The 14,539-nt window shown below is 64.8% G+C and carries 16 protein-coding genes and 1 tRNA gene; 7 read left to right on the forward strand and 10 right to left on the reverse strand.

Annotated features, from left to right (window positions below):
• Positions 1-71: 71 nt before the first annotated feature.
• From VSR68_RS19010 to VSR68_RS19030, 5 genes are all read right to left on the reverse strand, one after another.
• On the reverse strand, positions 72-1,106 hold the full coding sequence (locus VSR68_RS19010; protein WP_342941291.1) for a quinone-dependent dihydroorotate dehydrogenase: 1,035 nt from the start codon (positions 1,104-1,106) through the stop codon (positions 72-74).
• 202 nt (positions 1,107-1,308) lie between these two features.
• Entirely contained in the window at positions 1,309-2,148 is an 840-nt protein-coding gene (locus VSR68_RS19015; RefSeq protein WP_342941292.1) for an arginyltransferase, read from the reverse strand.
• 132 nt (positions 2,149-2,280) lie between these two features.
• Positions 2,281-3,027, reverse strand: coding sequence for a leucyl/phenylalanyl-tRNA--protein transferase (aat, locus tag VSR68_RS19020; RefSeq protein ID WP_342941293.1), 747 nt, complete (start codon positions 3,025-3,027; stop codon positions 2,281-2,283).
• 21 nt (positions 3,028-3,048) lie between these two features.
• Complete coding sequence (locus tag VSR68_RS19025; protein WP_342941294.1) at positions 3,049-3,594, reverse strand: NUDIX hydrolase; 546 nt, start codon at positions 3,592-3,594, stop codon at positions 3,049-3,051.
• Between the two features lie 182 nt (positions 3,595-3,776).
• A tRNA-Met gene (locus VSR68_RS19030) sits at positions 3,777-3,853 on the reverse strand.
• A gap of 249 nt (positions 3,854-4,102) precedes the next feature.
• Between VSR68_RS19030 and VSR68_RS19035 the strand changes: the two genes are divergently transcribed.
• The gene (locus tag VSR68_RS19035; RefSeq protein WP_342941295.1) at positions 4,103-4,600 is read left to right on the forward strand and encodes a heme-degrading domain-containing protein; all 498 of its coding nucleotides are present in this window, start codon (positions 4,103-4,105) and stop codon (positions 4,598-4,600) included.
• Positions 4,601-4,609: 9 nt separating this feature from the next.
• Positions 4,610-4,942 (forward strand): DMT family transporter, encoded by a 333-nt coding sequence (locus tag VSR68_RS19040; RefSeq protein ID WP_428983535.1) that lies wholly within the window; start codon positions 4,610-4,612, stop codon positions 4,940-4,942.
• A gap of 39 nt (positions 4,943-4,981) precedes the next feature.
• Here the strand turns inward: VSR68_RS19040 and VSR68_RS19045 are convergent, their stop codons facing one another.
• Complete coding sequence (locus VSR68_RS19045) at positions 4,982-6,241, reverse strand: acyltransferase (RefSeq protein ID WP_342941297.1); 1,260 nt, start codon at positions 6,239-6,241, stop codon at positions 4,982-4,984.
• Between the two features lie 391 nt (positions 6,242-6,632).
• On the opposite strand from VSR68_RS19045, the gene VSR68_RS19050 reads away from it, so the two are divergent.
• Positions 6,633-7,718 carry a glycosyltransferase family 2 protein gene (locus tag VSR68_RS19050; protein ID WP_342941298.1) on the forward strand — a complete coding sequence of 362 codons (1,086 nt, stop codon included), beginning with the start codon at positions 6,633-6,635 and terminating at the stop codon, positions 7,716-7,718.
• Positions 7,711-8,145 carry a GtrA family protein gene (locus VSR68_RS19055; RefSeq protein WP_342941299.1) on the forward strand — a complete coding sequence of 145 codons (435 nt, stop codon included), beginning with the start codon at positions 7,711-7,713 and terminating at the stop codon, positions 8,143-8,145. The genes VSR68_RS19050 and VSR68_RS19055 overlap by 8 nt, the downstream gene beginning before the upstream one ends.
• A gap of 95 nt (positions 8,146-8,240) precedes the next feature.
• Here VSR68_RS19055 and VSR68_RS19060 read toward each other — a convergent pair whose 3' ends face one another.
• The 3 genes from VSR68_RS19060 to VSR68_RS19070 all read right to left on the reverse strand — a co-directional run bounded on the left by VSR68_RS19060 (position 8,241) and on the right by VSR68_RS19070 (position 11,045).
• Positions 8,241-9,923 carry a 6-pyruvoyl-tetrahydropterin synthase-related protein gene (locus tag VSR68_RS19060; RefSeq protein ID WP_342941300.1) on the reverse strand — a complete coding sequence of 561 codons (1,683 nt, stop codon included), beginning with the start codon at positions 9,921-9,923 and terminating at the stop codon, positions 8,241-8,243.
• Positions 9,924-10,291: 368 nt separating this feature from the next.
• Positions 10,292-10,651 carry a hypothetical protein gene (locus VSR68_RS19065; protein ID WP_342941301.1) on the reverse strand — a complete coding sequence of 120 codons (360 nt, stop codon included), beginning with the start codon at positions 10,649-10,651 and terminating at the stop codon, positions 10,292-10,294.
• A gap of 169 nt (positions 10,652-10,820) precedes the next feature.
• Positions 10,821-11,045, reverse strand: a complete 225-nt coding sequence (locus tag VSR68_RS19070; protein WP_342941302.1) for a hypothetical protein — start codon at positions 11,043-11,045, stop codon at positions 10,821-10,823.
• A 265-nt stretch (positions 11,046-11,310) separates the two neighbouring features.
• Here VSR68_RS19070 and VSR68_RS19075 point away from each other — a divergent pair, with 265 nt between their 5' ends.
• Positions 11,311-11,586 (forward strand): hypothetical protein, encoded by a 276-nt coding sequence (locus VSR68_RS19075; RefSeq protein ID WP_342941303.1) that lies wholly within the window; start codon positions 11,311-11,313, stop codon positions 11,584-11,586.
• A 455-nt stretch (positions 11,587-12,041) separates the two neighbouring features.
• Positions 12,042-12,329, forward strand: coding sequence for a DUF1488 domain-containing protein (locus VSR68_RS19080; RefSeq protein ID WP_152759691.1), 288 nt, complete (start codon positions 12,042-12,044; stop codon positions 12,327-12,329).
• A gap of 118 nt (positions 12,330-12,447) precedes the next feature.
• Here the strand turns inward: VSR68_RS19080 and VSR68_RS19085 are convergent, their stop codons facing one another.
• On the reverse strand, positions 12,448-13,455 hold the full coding sequence (locus tag VSR68_RS19085) for an NAD-dependent epimerase/dehydratase family protein (RefSeq protein WP_342941304.1): 1,008 nt from the start codon (positions 13,453-13,455) through the stop codon (positions 12,448-12,450).
• Between the two features lie 145 nt (positions 13,456-13,600).
• Here VSR68_RS19085 and VSR68_RS19090 point away from each other — a divergent pair, with 145 nt between their 5' ends.
• Positions 13,601-14,353 (forward strand): TetR/AcrR family transcriptional regulator, encoded by a 753-nt coding sequence (locus tag VSR68_RS19090; RefSeq protein WP_342941305.1) that lies wholly within the window; start codon positions 13,601-13,603, stop codon positions 14,351-14,353.
• Positions 14,354-14,539 lie beyond the last annotated feature (186 nt).

A 14,539-nucleotide genomic window follows, 5' to 3' on the forward strand; every position in this document is an offset into this window, starting at 1 on the left:
CGCGCGAGACGTGTGGGATTTTGATGGTCATTCGCGCGTGGATGCACCCACGCGCGGCGCGGCCTCGATGATTACGCCGGGCGCTTCGCCAGCGCCTGCGCGCATTCGGCGACGAGGGCAGGGCCGCGGTAGATGAAACCCGTGTAGAGCTGCACGAGCGACGCGCCCGCGTCGAGCTTCGCCTGCGCGTCCGCGCCCGAAAAAATCCCGCCCACGCCGATGATCGGCACGTCGTTGCCGACCTGCGCGCGCAGCTTGCGGATCACTTCATTCGATGCGTCGAACACCGGCCGTCCCGACAGGCCGCCCGCTTCGTCGGCGTGCGGCAGGCCTTGCACGGCCACGCGCGACAGCGTCGTGTTGGTCGCGATCACGCCTTCGAACCGGTGACGCAGCAGCGTGTCGGCGATTGCCTTGATCTGCTCGTCGTCGAGATCGGGCGCGATCTTCAGCGCGAGCGGCACCAGCTTGCCGTGCAGATCGGCGAGGCGCTGCTGCTTGTCCTTGAGCGCCGCGAGCAATGCGTCGAGTTCGTCGGCGCCTTGCAACTGGCGCAGATTCTTCGTGTTGGGCGACGAAATGTTGACGGTCACATAGCTCGCGAACGGATAGACGCGCTCGAGGCAGTACAGGTAGTCATCGGCGGCGCGCTCGATGGGGGTGTCGGCGTTCTTGCCGATGTTCAGGCCGAGCACGCCGCGATAGCGCGCAGCCTGCACGTTCTTCACGAACTGCTCGACGCCCGCGTTGTTGAAGCCCATCCGGTTGATCACGGCATTCGCCTGCGGCAGGCGGAACATGCGCGGGCGCGGGTTGCCCGGTTGCGCGCGCGGCGTCACCGTGCCGACTTCGATAAAGCCGAAACCGAGCGCGGCCAGCCCGTCGATGCACGCGCCATCCTTGTCCAGCCCGGCCGCGAGCCCGACGGGATTCCGGAACGTCAGGCCCATCACGGTGCGCGGCGAATCGGGCACGTGCGGCGCGAGCGCGCCCGCCACGCCGGCGCGTCCGGCGGCGCCGAGCAGGCGCAAGGTCAGATGGTGGGCGTCTTCCGCGTCCATGCGAAAGAGTTGAGCGCGTACGAGCGGATAAAGGGAACTGAACACGGCGGGGCGCCTGGCGGCTGAAAAATGAGAACCCGCTATTTTAACGGTTCGGCGCAGCGGCTATCGGCGTTTCGGGTTTCTCGCGCGGTTGCGCTGTTGCGCGCTCGGGCGGACAGGCGGGTTGTGACGCGAGACGCGCGTTGCGAAACCGCGTCGGGCTCATGGATAGTCGTTGTAAGCCCCGTGAACGAGGCGGGACTGCTCAACCGCGGCTGAGGTGCAGCACGCGCGAGCCGCCCTTGGCGGCATCGACGGGCGAGAGGTCGGGGGCGGAGGGATCGAGCACTTTCCAGGCACCGTCGAAAAGCCCTTCGAGCGGCGTGAAATTGGCCTTGTAGGCCATTTTCGGGCTCTCGCGTATCCAGTAGCCGAGATACACATGGGGCAGCTTCAGGTTGCGCGCCTGTTCGATCTGCCAGAGGATGTTGTAGGTGCCGTAGCTCGTGTGCGGCTGGTCGGGATCGAAGAACGTGTACACCGACGACAGCCCGTCGCCGAGAATGTCGATCATGCTGACCATGCGCAGCGTGCCGGGCATGTCCGGGTGGCCCGCATAGCCGGGATTGGCAGGCTCGCGGAATTCGACGAGGCGCGAATTGATCCGGCTTTGCAGCAGGAACTGCTCGTACTGGTCGCGGCTGTCGCGATCCATGCCGCCGCCCGCGTGCCGCGCCGACTGATAGCGCATGTAGAGCGCGTAGTGCTCTTCGTCGTAATGCAGCGGGGCGACGGTGGCGATCAGATCGCCGTGCTTCTTCCATACGCGGCGCTGCGTGCGATTTGGCTTGAAACGCTCGACGGGCACGCGCACGGGCACGCATGCGCGGCAGCCGTCGCAATAGGGACGGTACGTGAACACGCCCGAGCGGCGGAAGCCTGCTCGAACGAGTTCGGTGTAGACGTCGGAGTTGATCAGATGGCTGGGCGTGGCGACCTGCGAGCGCGCGACGCGCCCTTCCAGATAGCTGCAAGGGTAAGGCGCTGTTGCATAGAATTGCAGCGCCGAAAGCGGTGAAAGCGGCAGCTCATTCGGGTGAGTCACGTTAGCAGCTCTCGAAGCGTTTCTGGTTTTGCAAATCCGGCTGTCGGCTGGCAATTGCTGGTGACGGTGGCAATTGGCCCGCAAAATGCCGGACGGACACGTCCATCGCGGTTGTCGTCGGCTGCGCTCGCGTCATGCCGACGGCAAGGCCGGCATGATCAGATCGCGCAGCACAGTCTTGTCGAACGGCCAGGGGATCGGCGCGGCGTCGACGGAAGCACGCACATGCGCGACAAACGCCTTGCGCGCGATCTCACGGCCGCCCAGCGACGCCAGATGAGACGTGTTCTGCTGGCAGTCTATCATTTCTATTTCATGGCGTCGCAAGTGGAAGACGAGCGCGGAGAGCGCGATTTTCGACGCATCCGTCACTTCCGCATACATCGATTCGCCGAAGAACATCTTGCCGAACGACACGCCGTACAAACCCCCGACGCGTTTGCCCCGATGCCAGGTCTCGACACTGTGCGCGTCGCCGTGGCGATGCAGCGACGTGTACGCCTCGATTACCTCCGACGTGATCCACGTGCCGCGCTGGCCGTGACGCGGCGCGAGCGCGCAGGCGTGCATCACGGCGGGAAAGTCGACGTCGACGCGGATCTCCCAGGCGTCGTCGCGCAACACGCGCTTGAGCGTCTTTTTCAGCGACGGCGAGACCTTGAACTCGCGCGGACGCAGGATCATGCGCGGATCGGGTGTCCACCAGAGCACGGGCTGGCCGTCCGAATACCACGGGAAAATGCCGTGCCGATACGCATCGATCAGTCGCGAAGGCAGCAGGTCGGCGCTCGCGGCGAGCAGGCCGGGCGCGCCGCTCGCCGCGGACAGCGCGCGTTCGACGGGCGGAAACGGATCGTCGGGACCTAGCCAGGGAACCATGCTGCCTTGGTGGTCGTGACGTCAGCCGTCGCGCAGCGAGCGGAAGATGTCGCCCGTATGCAGGCCGTAGTTGCCCGATGCGCGGTCGGTGAAGAAGAAGCGCAGCGTCTGCGCGACGGTCGGGAACGCGATGTCGTTCCACGGAATGTCGCGCTCTTCGAAGAGCCGCACTTCGAGGCTCTCTTCGCCCGCTTCGATGTCGAGGTCGAGCAGCCGCGCGAGATAGAACAGATGCACCTGATGCACGTGCGGCACGTTCAGGAGCGAAAACAGGTTCTGCACTTCGACGCGCGCCCCGGCTTCCTCCAGCGTCTCGCGCGCGGCGGCCTCCGACGTCGTCTCGCCCATCTCCATGAAGCCTGCGGGCAGCGTCCAGTAGCCGTAGCGCGGCTCGATCGCGCGGCGGCATAGCAGCACCTTGTCGTCCCACACGGGAACGGTGCCGACCACGTTGCGCGGATTCTGGTAGTGCACGGTGCCGCAGCTCGCGCAGACGAAGCGCTCCCGGTTGTCGCCGGGCGGAATGCTCAGGCTCACTGCCTGGCCGCAGACGGAACAGAATTTCATAGAGAGGGGACGGAGAATGGTGATGCGAGTGTATCACCGGCTCGCGCGTTCACGATGACGCCTGGGCGCGCGTGGTCGGGCGCTTCGACGCGAAGGCGTTCGTGCAAATAAGGCCGACCCCAAAACAAAAAACCCGCCGATGGCGGGTTTGATGGTGCGACGGACATTGCAGATGCTGAACTTGGTTGCGGGGGTAGGATTTGAACCTACGACCTTCGGGTTATGAGCCCGACGAGCTGCCAGACTGCTCCACCCCGCGTCCGTCGAAGAAAAGATTATATGGCAAACGCAGGGTCGATGCAATCGTTTTTTAAGAATCGACTGGAAAGCGCGTGAAGCGACACGCAATTGGCCTGCCGCGACACCCGTCTCGAACGCGCGCCGCCGATGTGCGAGCATGGCAGGCGGCCCGCGCGACGCCTGCGCTAGAATCGCCGTTCCGCCGTGCCGCGCAAGCCGTTGCGGGATGCGCGGCATGCATGCACCCACTTTGCTACCTCGACACGCCATGGACATCGCTCACGACTTGCAGTCGATCGCCGCGCAGGAACATGCGCTCGTCTTCCCCCATTTCGATGCCGACAGCGCATGGCAGCTCGGCGCGTATCTGCACGAGATCGCGAAAGCGCGTGGACTCGCGCTCGCGATCGACATCCGCACGTTCGGCCAGCCGCTCTTCTTCTGCACGCTCGAAGGCGCGACGCCCGACAACGTCGACTGGGCTCGCCGCAAGGGCAACACCGTCGCGCATTTCCGGCGCAGCTCGTACGGCGTCGGCCTGAAGCTGCAGCAGTCGGGCGCGACGCTCGCGGACAAGCACGGCCTCGCCGTATCCGACTATGCGTCGCATGGCGGCGCGTTTCCGCTGACCGTGAAGGGCGCGGGCGTGATCGGATCGGTGACGGTGTCGGGACTGCCGCAACGCGCGGATCACGAGCTCGTCGTCGAGGCGCTGTGCGCGCAACTGGGCCACGACTACAGCAAGCTCGCGCTTGCGAGGGCGTGACGCATGCGCGTGCCGCCTTATGTGCTGCTCGCGATCGCGATCGTCGCCGAAGTGATCGCAACCTCCGCGCTGCGTGCGTCGGAAGGCTTTACGCGCGCGGTGCCCGCGCTCGTCGTGCTGCTCGGCTACGGCATTTCGTTTTACTGCCTGTCGCTGACGCTAAAGAGCCTGCCCGTCGGGATCGTCTATGCGATCTGGTCAGGCGTCGGCATCGTGCTGATCACGCTGGTGGCGATCGTGCTGTATCGCCAGGTGCCCGATCTCCCGGCCGTGGCTGGGCTCGGTCTGATCGTCGCGGGCGTCGTCGTGCTCAATCTGTTTTCGAAGATGCAGGCGCACTGACGACGCGCCGAACCATCAACCCGGCAAACCCGACTCAACTCATGTCGCCGCCGCGGTCTGCGCGTCCGTGCCGGACTGCGGCGTTTTCTCTTTCCATCCACGACGCGCCAGCAGCGCACGGCCGAGAGCAATGCCGGGACGCTCGATCATCACATACGTCGCACAGGACATCGCGACGACCAGCGCGCCCGCGATCAGCACGACGGTCCAATATTGCGTGATCGAGCCCGTCGAGAACTGTCGCAGCGACGCGTTCCCGAACACCAGATGCAGGCAGACGCCGTGCGTCAGATAGATGCCGTAGCTGATCGCGCCCAGCCGCTGGGCGCCCCGCGATTTCAGCAGGCCGAAGAGGTCGCAGCCCGTCAGCACCAGATAGAAGAACGCGGCGATCAGCAGGTTCTGAACCATCGCATTCGAAGCGCCGACGCCGGCATAGGCGAGCGCGATCAATGCGCTTGCACCCAGCGATCGCACATACGTGGGTATCCCGTCGAGCCGAAAGCTGATGCGCGGCAACGTAGCGGCCGTCATGCCGATGCTGAACAGCATCAGATACGACCACACGCCGAAGCGGGCGTCGACACTGAACGCCGCCGATACGCCGAAAATCAGCACGACAAACGCAGTGCGCAGCCGTGGGACGAAGGCGATCAGCGATGTCACCGCGAGCGAGAAATAGAAGTACCACTCCCACGCGAGCGTCCACACCATGCCGAACATCACGGGCGGCTCGGGGCTTGCGTTGATCCATACGTTTGCGCCGAGGCCGAGCGCCATCCAGTTGGCGATTTCCTTCGCGAGCTTCGCGGGACTCACGTTCAGATGCGGACCCGTCGCCGAGAATACGATCAGAAGCGTGAGGCAGAGCACGAAGTAGAAGAGCGGGGCGACGCGAAAAAAGCGCGACAGGTAGAGCGAAAACAGATACCTGCGATAGTCGGCGGCGCGATGCACGCGCGCGGATGCAGCGATGGCTTTGCCCCAGAACAGATAGCTCGTGATGACGAAAAACACCGACACGCCGATATTGCCCAGCTGATTGAAGAACAGGTCGGGTCCCGGTCCCCAGAATCCCGTGCGCATGTAGGTGTAGTAGCCCGAAGCGTGCGCGAGGAATACGCCCAACGCGAGGAATCCACGCAGACCGTCGATATTGCGTGAGCGCTCGTCCGCGCGAATCTCCTGCGCATCGAGTCCGCGCCAGCGCAGCAGCGAAATCGCAGCGAAGAGCACGACGAGGACGGGTACGATGCGCCAAGCCTCGTGCACGTCCAGGTTTGCCAGATGCTGATCCATTCTGCGTGCCCCTTTCTTGTACGGCGCAATGGCGGTCTCGCGTATCGCGCGCTGTCACGTTGCGATCTTCCACGCAGCGTCGCAAACGGATCGTTCGACGGCGAACGGAGCGCGAGCGATAGGGGCATCGCGGCACTTCGTCCGCAGGCGTCGCGCGCGCGGAAAGTGGGGTGGCGAACAAACGCAGGGTCCGAACGGCATTACATTGTTTCCCAGGCACAAATGGCCCGGACCCAAATGGCCCAAGTCAATGGCTCAAGTCGATGGCTCAAGTCAACGGTTCAAGTCAAAGGCACAAGCCAAACGCCTTCGACGCAGCCATGCGCGAACACCGGGCCTGCGTATATGCGAGCAACCGCGGCTGCCATGCCTTCTTGTCGGGGAATGAACCATGAACTATATCGGCCGCGAACAATTCGACTCGCCTTTAAGGCGCGAGATGGATGCGGATGAGCTGGGTCCCCATGCGTCGGGCAACTCATTGAACGCCGCGCCGGCAGCGGACGCGTCTGCGCCGAAAGCGCGCAACGCGACTCTGCTGTCGCTGGTCGTGCCGTTCTACAACGAAGAAGCGGTGATGGATCACTTCTTCGCCGCCACCATTCCCGTTCTCGAATCCATCGACGGAATCACGTTCGAGATCGTCTGCGTCAACGACGGCAGCCGCGACGATACGCTCGCGATGCTGCAAGCGCGCGCCGATCTCGACCGCCGTATCCGCGTGATCGATCTGACGCGCAACTTCGGCAAGGAAGCCGCGCTTTCGGCCGGGCTCGACGAGGCGCTAGGCGATGTGCTGGTGCCGTTCGATGCCGATCTGCAAGACCCGCCGCGTGTGATCGGGCAACTGGTGGACAAATGGCGCGAAGGCTATGACGTCGTGCTGGCAAGGCGCAGCAACCGGGATTCCGATTCGTACCTGAAGCGCCGGACGGCCTCGATGTTCTATCGGATGCACAACGCCGTTTGCGATACGCAGATTCCCGAGAACGTCGGCGATTTCCGGCTGATCACGCGCGACGTGGCCAACGCGCTCAGAAAGTTGCCGGAAACACGGCGCTTCATGAAGGGGCTCTTCGCATGGGTCGGCTACAAGACGGCCGTCATCGATTACGTGCGCGAGCCGCGCGCAGCGGGCGAGTCGAAGTTCTCCGGATGGAAACTGTGGAATTTCGCGCTCGAAGGATTCACGAGTTTCAGTACGCTGCCGCTGCGTGTGTGGACGTATGTCGGCTGCGCGGTCGCGGCTTTCGCCTTCATGTACGCGGCGTTCCTCGTCACGCGGACGTTGATTCTCGGCGTCGCCGTACCCGGCTATGCGTCGATGTTGACGGTCGTGCTGATGTTGGGCGGCGTGCAACTGATCGGCATCGGCGTGCTGGGCGAGTACATCGGCCGCATCTATGTCGAGTCGAAGAAGCGTCCCGTGTATCTGATCAAGGACCGCTACCAGGCGAGCAGCGCACCCAATGTCTGACACGTCTGACACGCGCCAAAAGCATCGGGCGCCACTCGCGATGCGCCTGATCCGGTATGCGGGTGTCGGCGCGGTCGGCACGGCCGCGCAATATTGCACGCTCGTCGCGCTCGTGGCTTCGGGCCTCACGGGGCCCGTGGGCGGCTCGGTGAGCGGGGCCGTCGTGGGCGCCGTCGTCAACTACGAGCTGAACCGCCGATACACCTTTTCCACGCGCGAACCCATCATTCTCACGCTGCCGAAGTTCGCGGCAACGGCATGCTTCGGCATGTTGATCAATGGCCTCGTGATGAAGTGGCTAGCTGTCGACCTCGGGATCAACTACCTCATCGCACAAGTGGTCGCCACGGGCGTCGTGCTCGTCGCGACCTTTTCGATCAACTCCGTCTGGACGTTTCGCCAGAAAGGGCAATCAGGCCGCGTTTGACGGGCGATTCGCCGAAGGCAGGCGCGGGCTGCTTGCCGCCGCTCTGCTGGGTCACTGCTGGGTCACCGCTGCGGCACTGCTGTGTCACCGCTGTGTTACTTGCGGCCGCCGTATTCGATCTTCTGCCGCCACGCGAGGCCGACCAGTTCAAAGTAAGTGCGCTGCCGCAGATGCAGCGTCCAGTCTCCGGGCGGCAGCGCGAATTCGATCATCGGGCCGCCTTCGATCCGGCGCACACGCGTCATGCCGCCCTTGTCGTTGTCATTGCCCGTCACCCGCGTTTCCAGGAACGGTGTGTCGAACTGGTTGATGCGCGCCGTGCCCGCCGACGTGCACGTCACCGCAATCTGAAGACTCTGCACATAAGCGACGTTGGCGGGCGAGTGCAGCGTGCATCCGCCCGCGCTGTCCGCGAACGCGCGCCGCGCCGGCAACACGGATGCGGCGCCCGTCGCGAGGATATCGGGCGTTGCGGCGAGCGCATCGCGGTATCGCGCGGGAAAGTACTCGCCGCCGGCGTCGGGGCCAGGGCCTGTCGATGGGCTCGACTGGCGAAGTTCGGCTGACGGAATGGTCGTGAATACGCCGTGTACCCAGTACAGCATGCCGGCGGCATGTATCACGCTCAGACCGAGGAGCGCGAACAGCGTGGGTCGTTTCAGGTTGGCAGGCAGCCGTTCGACGGTGCCGGCGAAGGTCGCGAAGATCAAAGGTGTCGCGATCGACAGCAGACGCCACGGAAACTGGACGAAGTCCAACTGCGCCGAGAGCCGCCACATCGGCGCGCTCATGCGCGTGGTCAGCAGGATCAACGCGAGAGCCGTCAGGCCCGTGACGAGCGGAGCCTTCGCGCGTCTGTCTTTCCGGTGACGCAACAGAAAGCCGAGTGCAGCGAGCAGCGAGAGCACGGGCCAGCCGAACCACGACGCGGGATTGGGCGACAGAATCCGGATCAATGGCACGGCGTTATCGGCGGGCAGGCCGTGCAGGCGCGCCTGAGTCGGACTGAAGTAGCTTCCCCACACGACGAACGGCACGTAGATCACGATCACGAACAACACCAGCGCGCCGGCGCTCGCCGCAAAAAGGATGAGCGCCCGCCGTTGCGAGGACTTCAGGCGTGTCAACCCGAACGCCGCGAGCAGGCACGCCGTCACCGCGAAAGTGACGATGTGCGCGAGCGCCAGCAGGCACAGCAGAACGAACAGCTTGACGCCGAGCCAGGGCTTCGGGCGTCGAAGGACCAGTTCGGCGGCGTACGCGGCGCATAGCGGCACGAGCGCCATCGCCGAATACTCGGCGGCCGCGCCGCGCTCGACGATGCAAATGAGCGCATACGGCGACATCGTGCATGCCACGGCCGTCACGACGCGCGTTTGACGCGATGCGCCGAGAAGCGCCGCGCAGCGATAGACGCCATGGAACATCACGCCCGAAAACAGCAGGATCGCGAGCCTGAAACCGACGATGATATCGCCGGTCGTGATCGTCAGTGCTGCGGCGACCAGGTTGAAGAGCTTGTGATAGAAGAACGGCAAAGGCGAGCCGAACCCGTTCGCATGCGTCGGCGTCCATACCGACAGGAAATCGCCGGCGCGCATCGCGGTGGTCCAGGTCTCGACGTGCGAGATCGACAGATACGTATCGTGACCCGCGACGATGGGCCCCGAGAGCACGGCGACGGCATACGCGAGCATCAGGATGCCGGCGAACCACAGGATCGGATCGCTTCCCCGAACCAGAGCGTCAGGCTTCGCGGCGGGCGTTCCGGTGATCACGTTGGTTCTCCTGTGCGTCGCCGGATCGCGGCGGCGCTGTGCTCATGTCGATTCCGCGTGGGTGCTTCAGGCGGGTTCCTCGCGCGGCTAGGGCGTCGTGTGTGCATTGGCCGCGATTGCAGCCGGGCCAAGCGAAGCCGCATCGAACGCGGGCGGTTCGGCGAGCCCAGGCCTCCGTTCGAACTGTGCTGGCGTGAGTGGTTCGCCGCCGGAAATCAGGTTCGCCGGACCGATTGTGCCGTCTGGGTTCACGCCCCGTTTGTGCGTCCGCCCACGTTGCCATGTGTGCCTGTGCGGCAGCCCACGTTACTGCTGTCGGCGAGCCGTGTTCCCAGCGAAAGTGGGCGCAACGGAGTGAGCAGGCTCGCTTATTTGCAGCGAATCACCATCGAGCGGTTCTTCACGTTCGCCGACACCACGTTCGTGATGCCGCCGCCCGCCGTGCCGCCTTCGTCGGCGTCCTTCGACACGATGTCGTAGCCCGTCGCTCCACACGCCTTGCCCGCCTGCACATAGCACGATGCCCAGCTCGACGCGGCGTCCGCGCCGCTGCAGTTGACCGCGAAGCCGCTTTCGCCGTTGGGCAGGTTGATCAGCGTCGTGTTGTTGGACGACGCGCATCCGCCGAGGCTCGCGATTCCAAGCACGGCCAATGCGGCAAGTGCGGCCGCAGGCAGGGCGGCAAGCGGCTTCGCGCGGGACAAAACAGCAGTCGACTTCGACTTCATTGTGTTTCCTTCAAGAAATAGGGTGTGAGCGAAGAGCCGCAAGGCGGTCGCGGCAAGGCCGCCATGCCGTGGCCGTGGCCGGCGGCGCGCCGATGCGAACCGTCGTCGGGAGGAGGGCACGCGCAGCAGGTGAGCGCCGATGGCGGCAAGGCGTGCCCTCGCACGCGCATCAGGCTTCGGGTCTGATGCTGGGGTGTCCCGTTTCGGACACGTCGATGCGGATGCCCGCCTGCTCGACGAGGCGCCGGCTCCCGGCGCCTTCCTCTGTCGCGGCGTCTTCCCAGATGCTGATCGCCTTCGGAATGTCGATGCCATGACTTTCCGCGTACGCAAACCATGCATTGGCTGCGTCCGGCTCGGCGATTTCGCTGTCTCGAAGAAAATATTTTCCCATATCGTCGGTGCTCGTCCGGAAATTGCGGATGCCTCCCCTTGGATTCGCGTTGCGTGCGCGTCAGGTTGGCGTTGTGTCCGCGGAGCGCGTTCGACCGCCGCCGCGTCCGAAAGTGCGCGAGCGCGCGCACTGCACGGCGCCGCGGGAGGCGCCCGGACCGGCTGTAGAACTTATCGCGCGATGGAAGGACTTACTGTGTATCGCACGTGGCGTGCCCCGTGCTTTCGATCGAACGAAACCGTAACTGACAGAACGAGAGGCGAGTATGGCTGAGAGGGTCAGCGGCCCTTACCGGGGCTATTACATCAGTGCGTCGGCGCGCCTCGTGCCGCCGCACGAGCAGGCGCGGCGCGCGGGCGAGCACGAGGGCCTGTACGTCGGCGCGGTCAGCCTGTCCGAGCGCGGGCCCGACGATCCGCACCGCATGGAGACGCTCGTCGAAATCGGCGATGAGCATCGCTTTTCGACGGAAGACGAGGCGCTCGCTTTCGTCGAACAGGCGGGTCGCGCATACGTCGACCGGCTGCTCGACGGGCATTGAGCGCGCGGGCAATGCTACGGATGTGGTGCATGCCGCGCGCGGTCGCACACGGTGCGCGCGCGAAGGCCGCGACATGCATTCGCCGATGGGCAGATAAGTAGGCCAGCGGCCAGCAGCCCGCAAGGCCCATCGTCGACGGCTCGCAGCCTGCAAGGCCCGAGGTCCGCTGCTCGCAGCCCCGCAGCCGCAGCCCGCAGCTCGCAACGCCCACGGCTCGCAGCGCCCACGGCTCGCAACGCCCACGGCTCGCAACGCCCACGGCTCGCAACGCCCACGGCTCGCAACGCCCACGGCTCGCAACGCCCACGGCTCGCCGCGCGCCCGGCGCTGGACCGCCGTATGCCGCTACGAGTACCATAAAGCCCGCTGACCGGGCCAGCCGTGCGCATCTCGCGCCTTTCGCGCGCTTATGCTGCCGCTGGCCTTTTCCGCCGAATTTTCCCGATGAGGTCACCATGGAGATTCGTTTCCCCGCGGACGCACCCGATTACCGCGACTTCAACCTGACGCTGGTGTTTCCGGCGCTCGTCGATGGTGAGCGGGTGCCGTGCGCGATTTCCGTCGAAGCGCTCGAAGATCACTTCGGCGCCAAATCAAACGATACGGAAGGATGGCGCCGCGCGTTCGACGCCGGCCGCGCGCATATCGAAGCCGTCGCCAGGGAGCATCTGCTGATCAGCAATGGCACGCCCGTTCTGCTCAAGAGCGGCCACTTTCCGCCAGGCAATCTGGCGGGCGCATAAGCACGGCTCGCACGGCTCGCACGGCTCGTCAGCGAAGCGCCAGGCGAGCGATCTTTTCCGCTTGTTCCGTACTTTGTCCGTTCTTCGTCCGCGCGCCCGACGGGCGGGTTCACGCCTGTCATGCGGGCCGCTTCGCATCCGCGCGCTGCGCAGCCTGTTGTGAAGCGTGTTGCGCAGCCTGACGTGCAGCCGCAAACGACTGCGCGATGCCCGCTTCGTACGACGTCTTCCTGACCGGACCGATCAGCGCGTTCAGCGCCGTATCGTCGAGAATGACGGGGTCCGTCAGCAGATAGTGCATTTCCACAAGCTCTCGCAGCATCGGATTGAAAAGGCCCAGCACGCGCAGCATCGTCTTGCCCGCGACCATCAGCCTTGGCTCGCGTTGCGCGAGCGCATATGCGCGTTCGGCGATTTCGCGCTGTGTGATCGTGCCCGCGCCCGCCAGATGCAGCACGCGGCCGAACGCCTCCGGCGTGCGCGACAGCCGTTCGACGACGGGCCCGACGTCCGGCATGAATACGAATTCGTGCGGCACATCGATGGGGCCGATCATTTGCGCGCGCTTGCCGAGCGCCGCGCCTTCGAAGACGCCATGCAGAAAGCTGCGCTCGACGCCCGGTCCGTAGAAATCGGGCAAGCGCAAGACGAGCGTTTCGAGCCCGTCGCGTCCATGCGCGTCGATGACGAGATTTTCCTGCGCAAGCCGCATCTTGCCCTTGAACGTGTGCGGCTCGCGCGGATGCGATTCCGTGACGGGCCGGCTGCGCGGCCGACCATACGGATAGACAGTGCCGATCAGGATCAGCCGCTGCACGCCGGCGGCGCGCAGGCCGTCGAGCGTCTTTTGCATCAGCACCGGATGCTTTTCGAACTGGTGATAGGGCACGCCGACGAGATACACGGCCGTCTGCAATCCCGCCGCCGCCGACGCGACGGAAGCGGGATCGTCGGGATTCCACGTGACGATTTCCGCGAGGGGATCGTCACCGAACGACGCCTGCAGCGCCGCCCGCCCACGTCCGATCACGCGATAACGGCGGCCCGCCGCGCCCAGCGCGTGGGCGATGCTTTGTCCGGCGGCGCCTGCCGCGCCGAACAGGCCGATCTGTGCTGCATGGTCCATGACGACTCCCGCAAAACGCGCCCGCCGGCTTCGGCACTGTCGAAAACAGCGCCGCGCTGAGCGCAAGAAATTTTATGAACAGTGTTCAGTGAACGGTGTTCAGTTTAATTTGACTTTTCAGTTTGTCAACCCGAAAATTGCCTGTATGGGAATCGCCGAAAGAAAGACACGTCAGAAGCTGGAGCTGCGCGAGCGCATCCTCGATGCCGCGCGGCGCATCGTCATGCGCGAAGGTTTTGGCGCGCTGTCGATGCGCAAGATCGCCGAGGCGATCGAATATTCGCCCGCCACGCTGTATCTGCACTTCGAAAGCCGCGACGCGATCGCGCATGCGCTGTGCGCGGAGGGCTACGCGCAGTTGCTGGCCACCTTCGAGCCGTTGATCCCGATCGCCGATCCCGCCGAGCGGCTGCGAGCGATCGGGCGCGCGTATGTCGCGTTCGGTGTCGCGAATCCGCAGACGTACCGGCTGATCTTCATGGAAGATCCGTCGTACACGGGCGCCGCGCTGGTAGGCGACGCTGTCGGGTCCGATGAAGACCCCGGCGATGCCGCGTTTCGTCTGATGGTCGAGTCGATCGATGCGCTGAAGGCGCAGGGGCGTCTGCCCGGCTCGCCCGACAGCCAGGTCTGCGCGGAAGCGCTGTGGGCCACGATGCATGGCATCGTCGCGTTGCATCTGACTTGCCCCGTGTTTCCGCGCGCGCCGCTCGACGCCGTGGTGGACGCGGCGCTCGTCGCGTGGTTCGGCGCGCAGCAGGCGAACGCATCCGGCGAAGCAGAAGCGAGCGCCGCCAAAAACCCAGCCGGCGACGACGCCGATACGGCAGAAGCATCGAAAGTTTCGAAAGCATCGAAAGCACGCCGCGCGGCTTCATCGAAAACGAGGGCCGCGTAGTACCGTCCGCATACGCCTGGGCAGGACCGCCGCTGTCGCTGAAGAACTTGCCCGCGTGCTAAGGCAATGCTGATCAAGTCCACCACTCATGGCTGTCATGCGTTATAGCGTGGACATGCGACGGTAAAACCAAAAACGATGAAGCAACTGACACTGGCGATGGCGGTCGATCAATGCGCGGGATTC

It is taken from the genome of Paraburkholderia phymatum (assembly GCF_038900715.1).
GTDB classification, from domain to species: Bacteria; Pseudomonadota; Gammaproteobacteria; order Burkholderiales; family Burkholderiaceae; genus Paraburkholderia; species Paraburkholderia phymatum_A.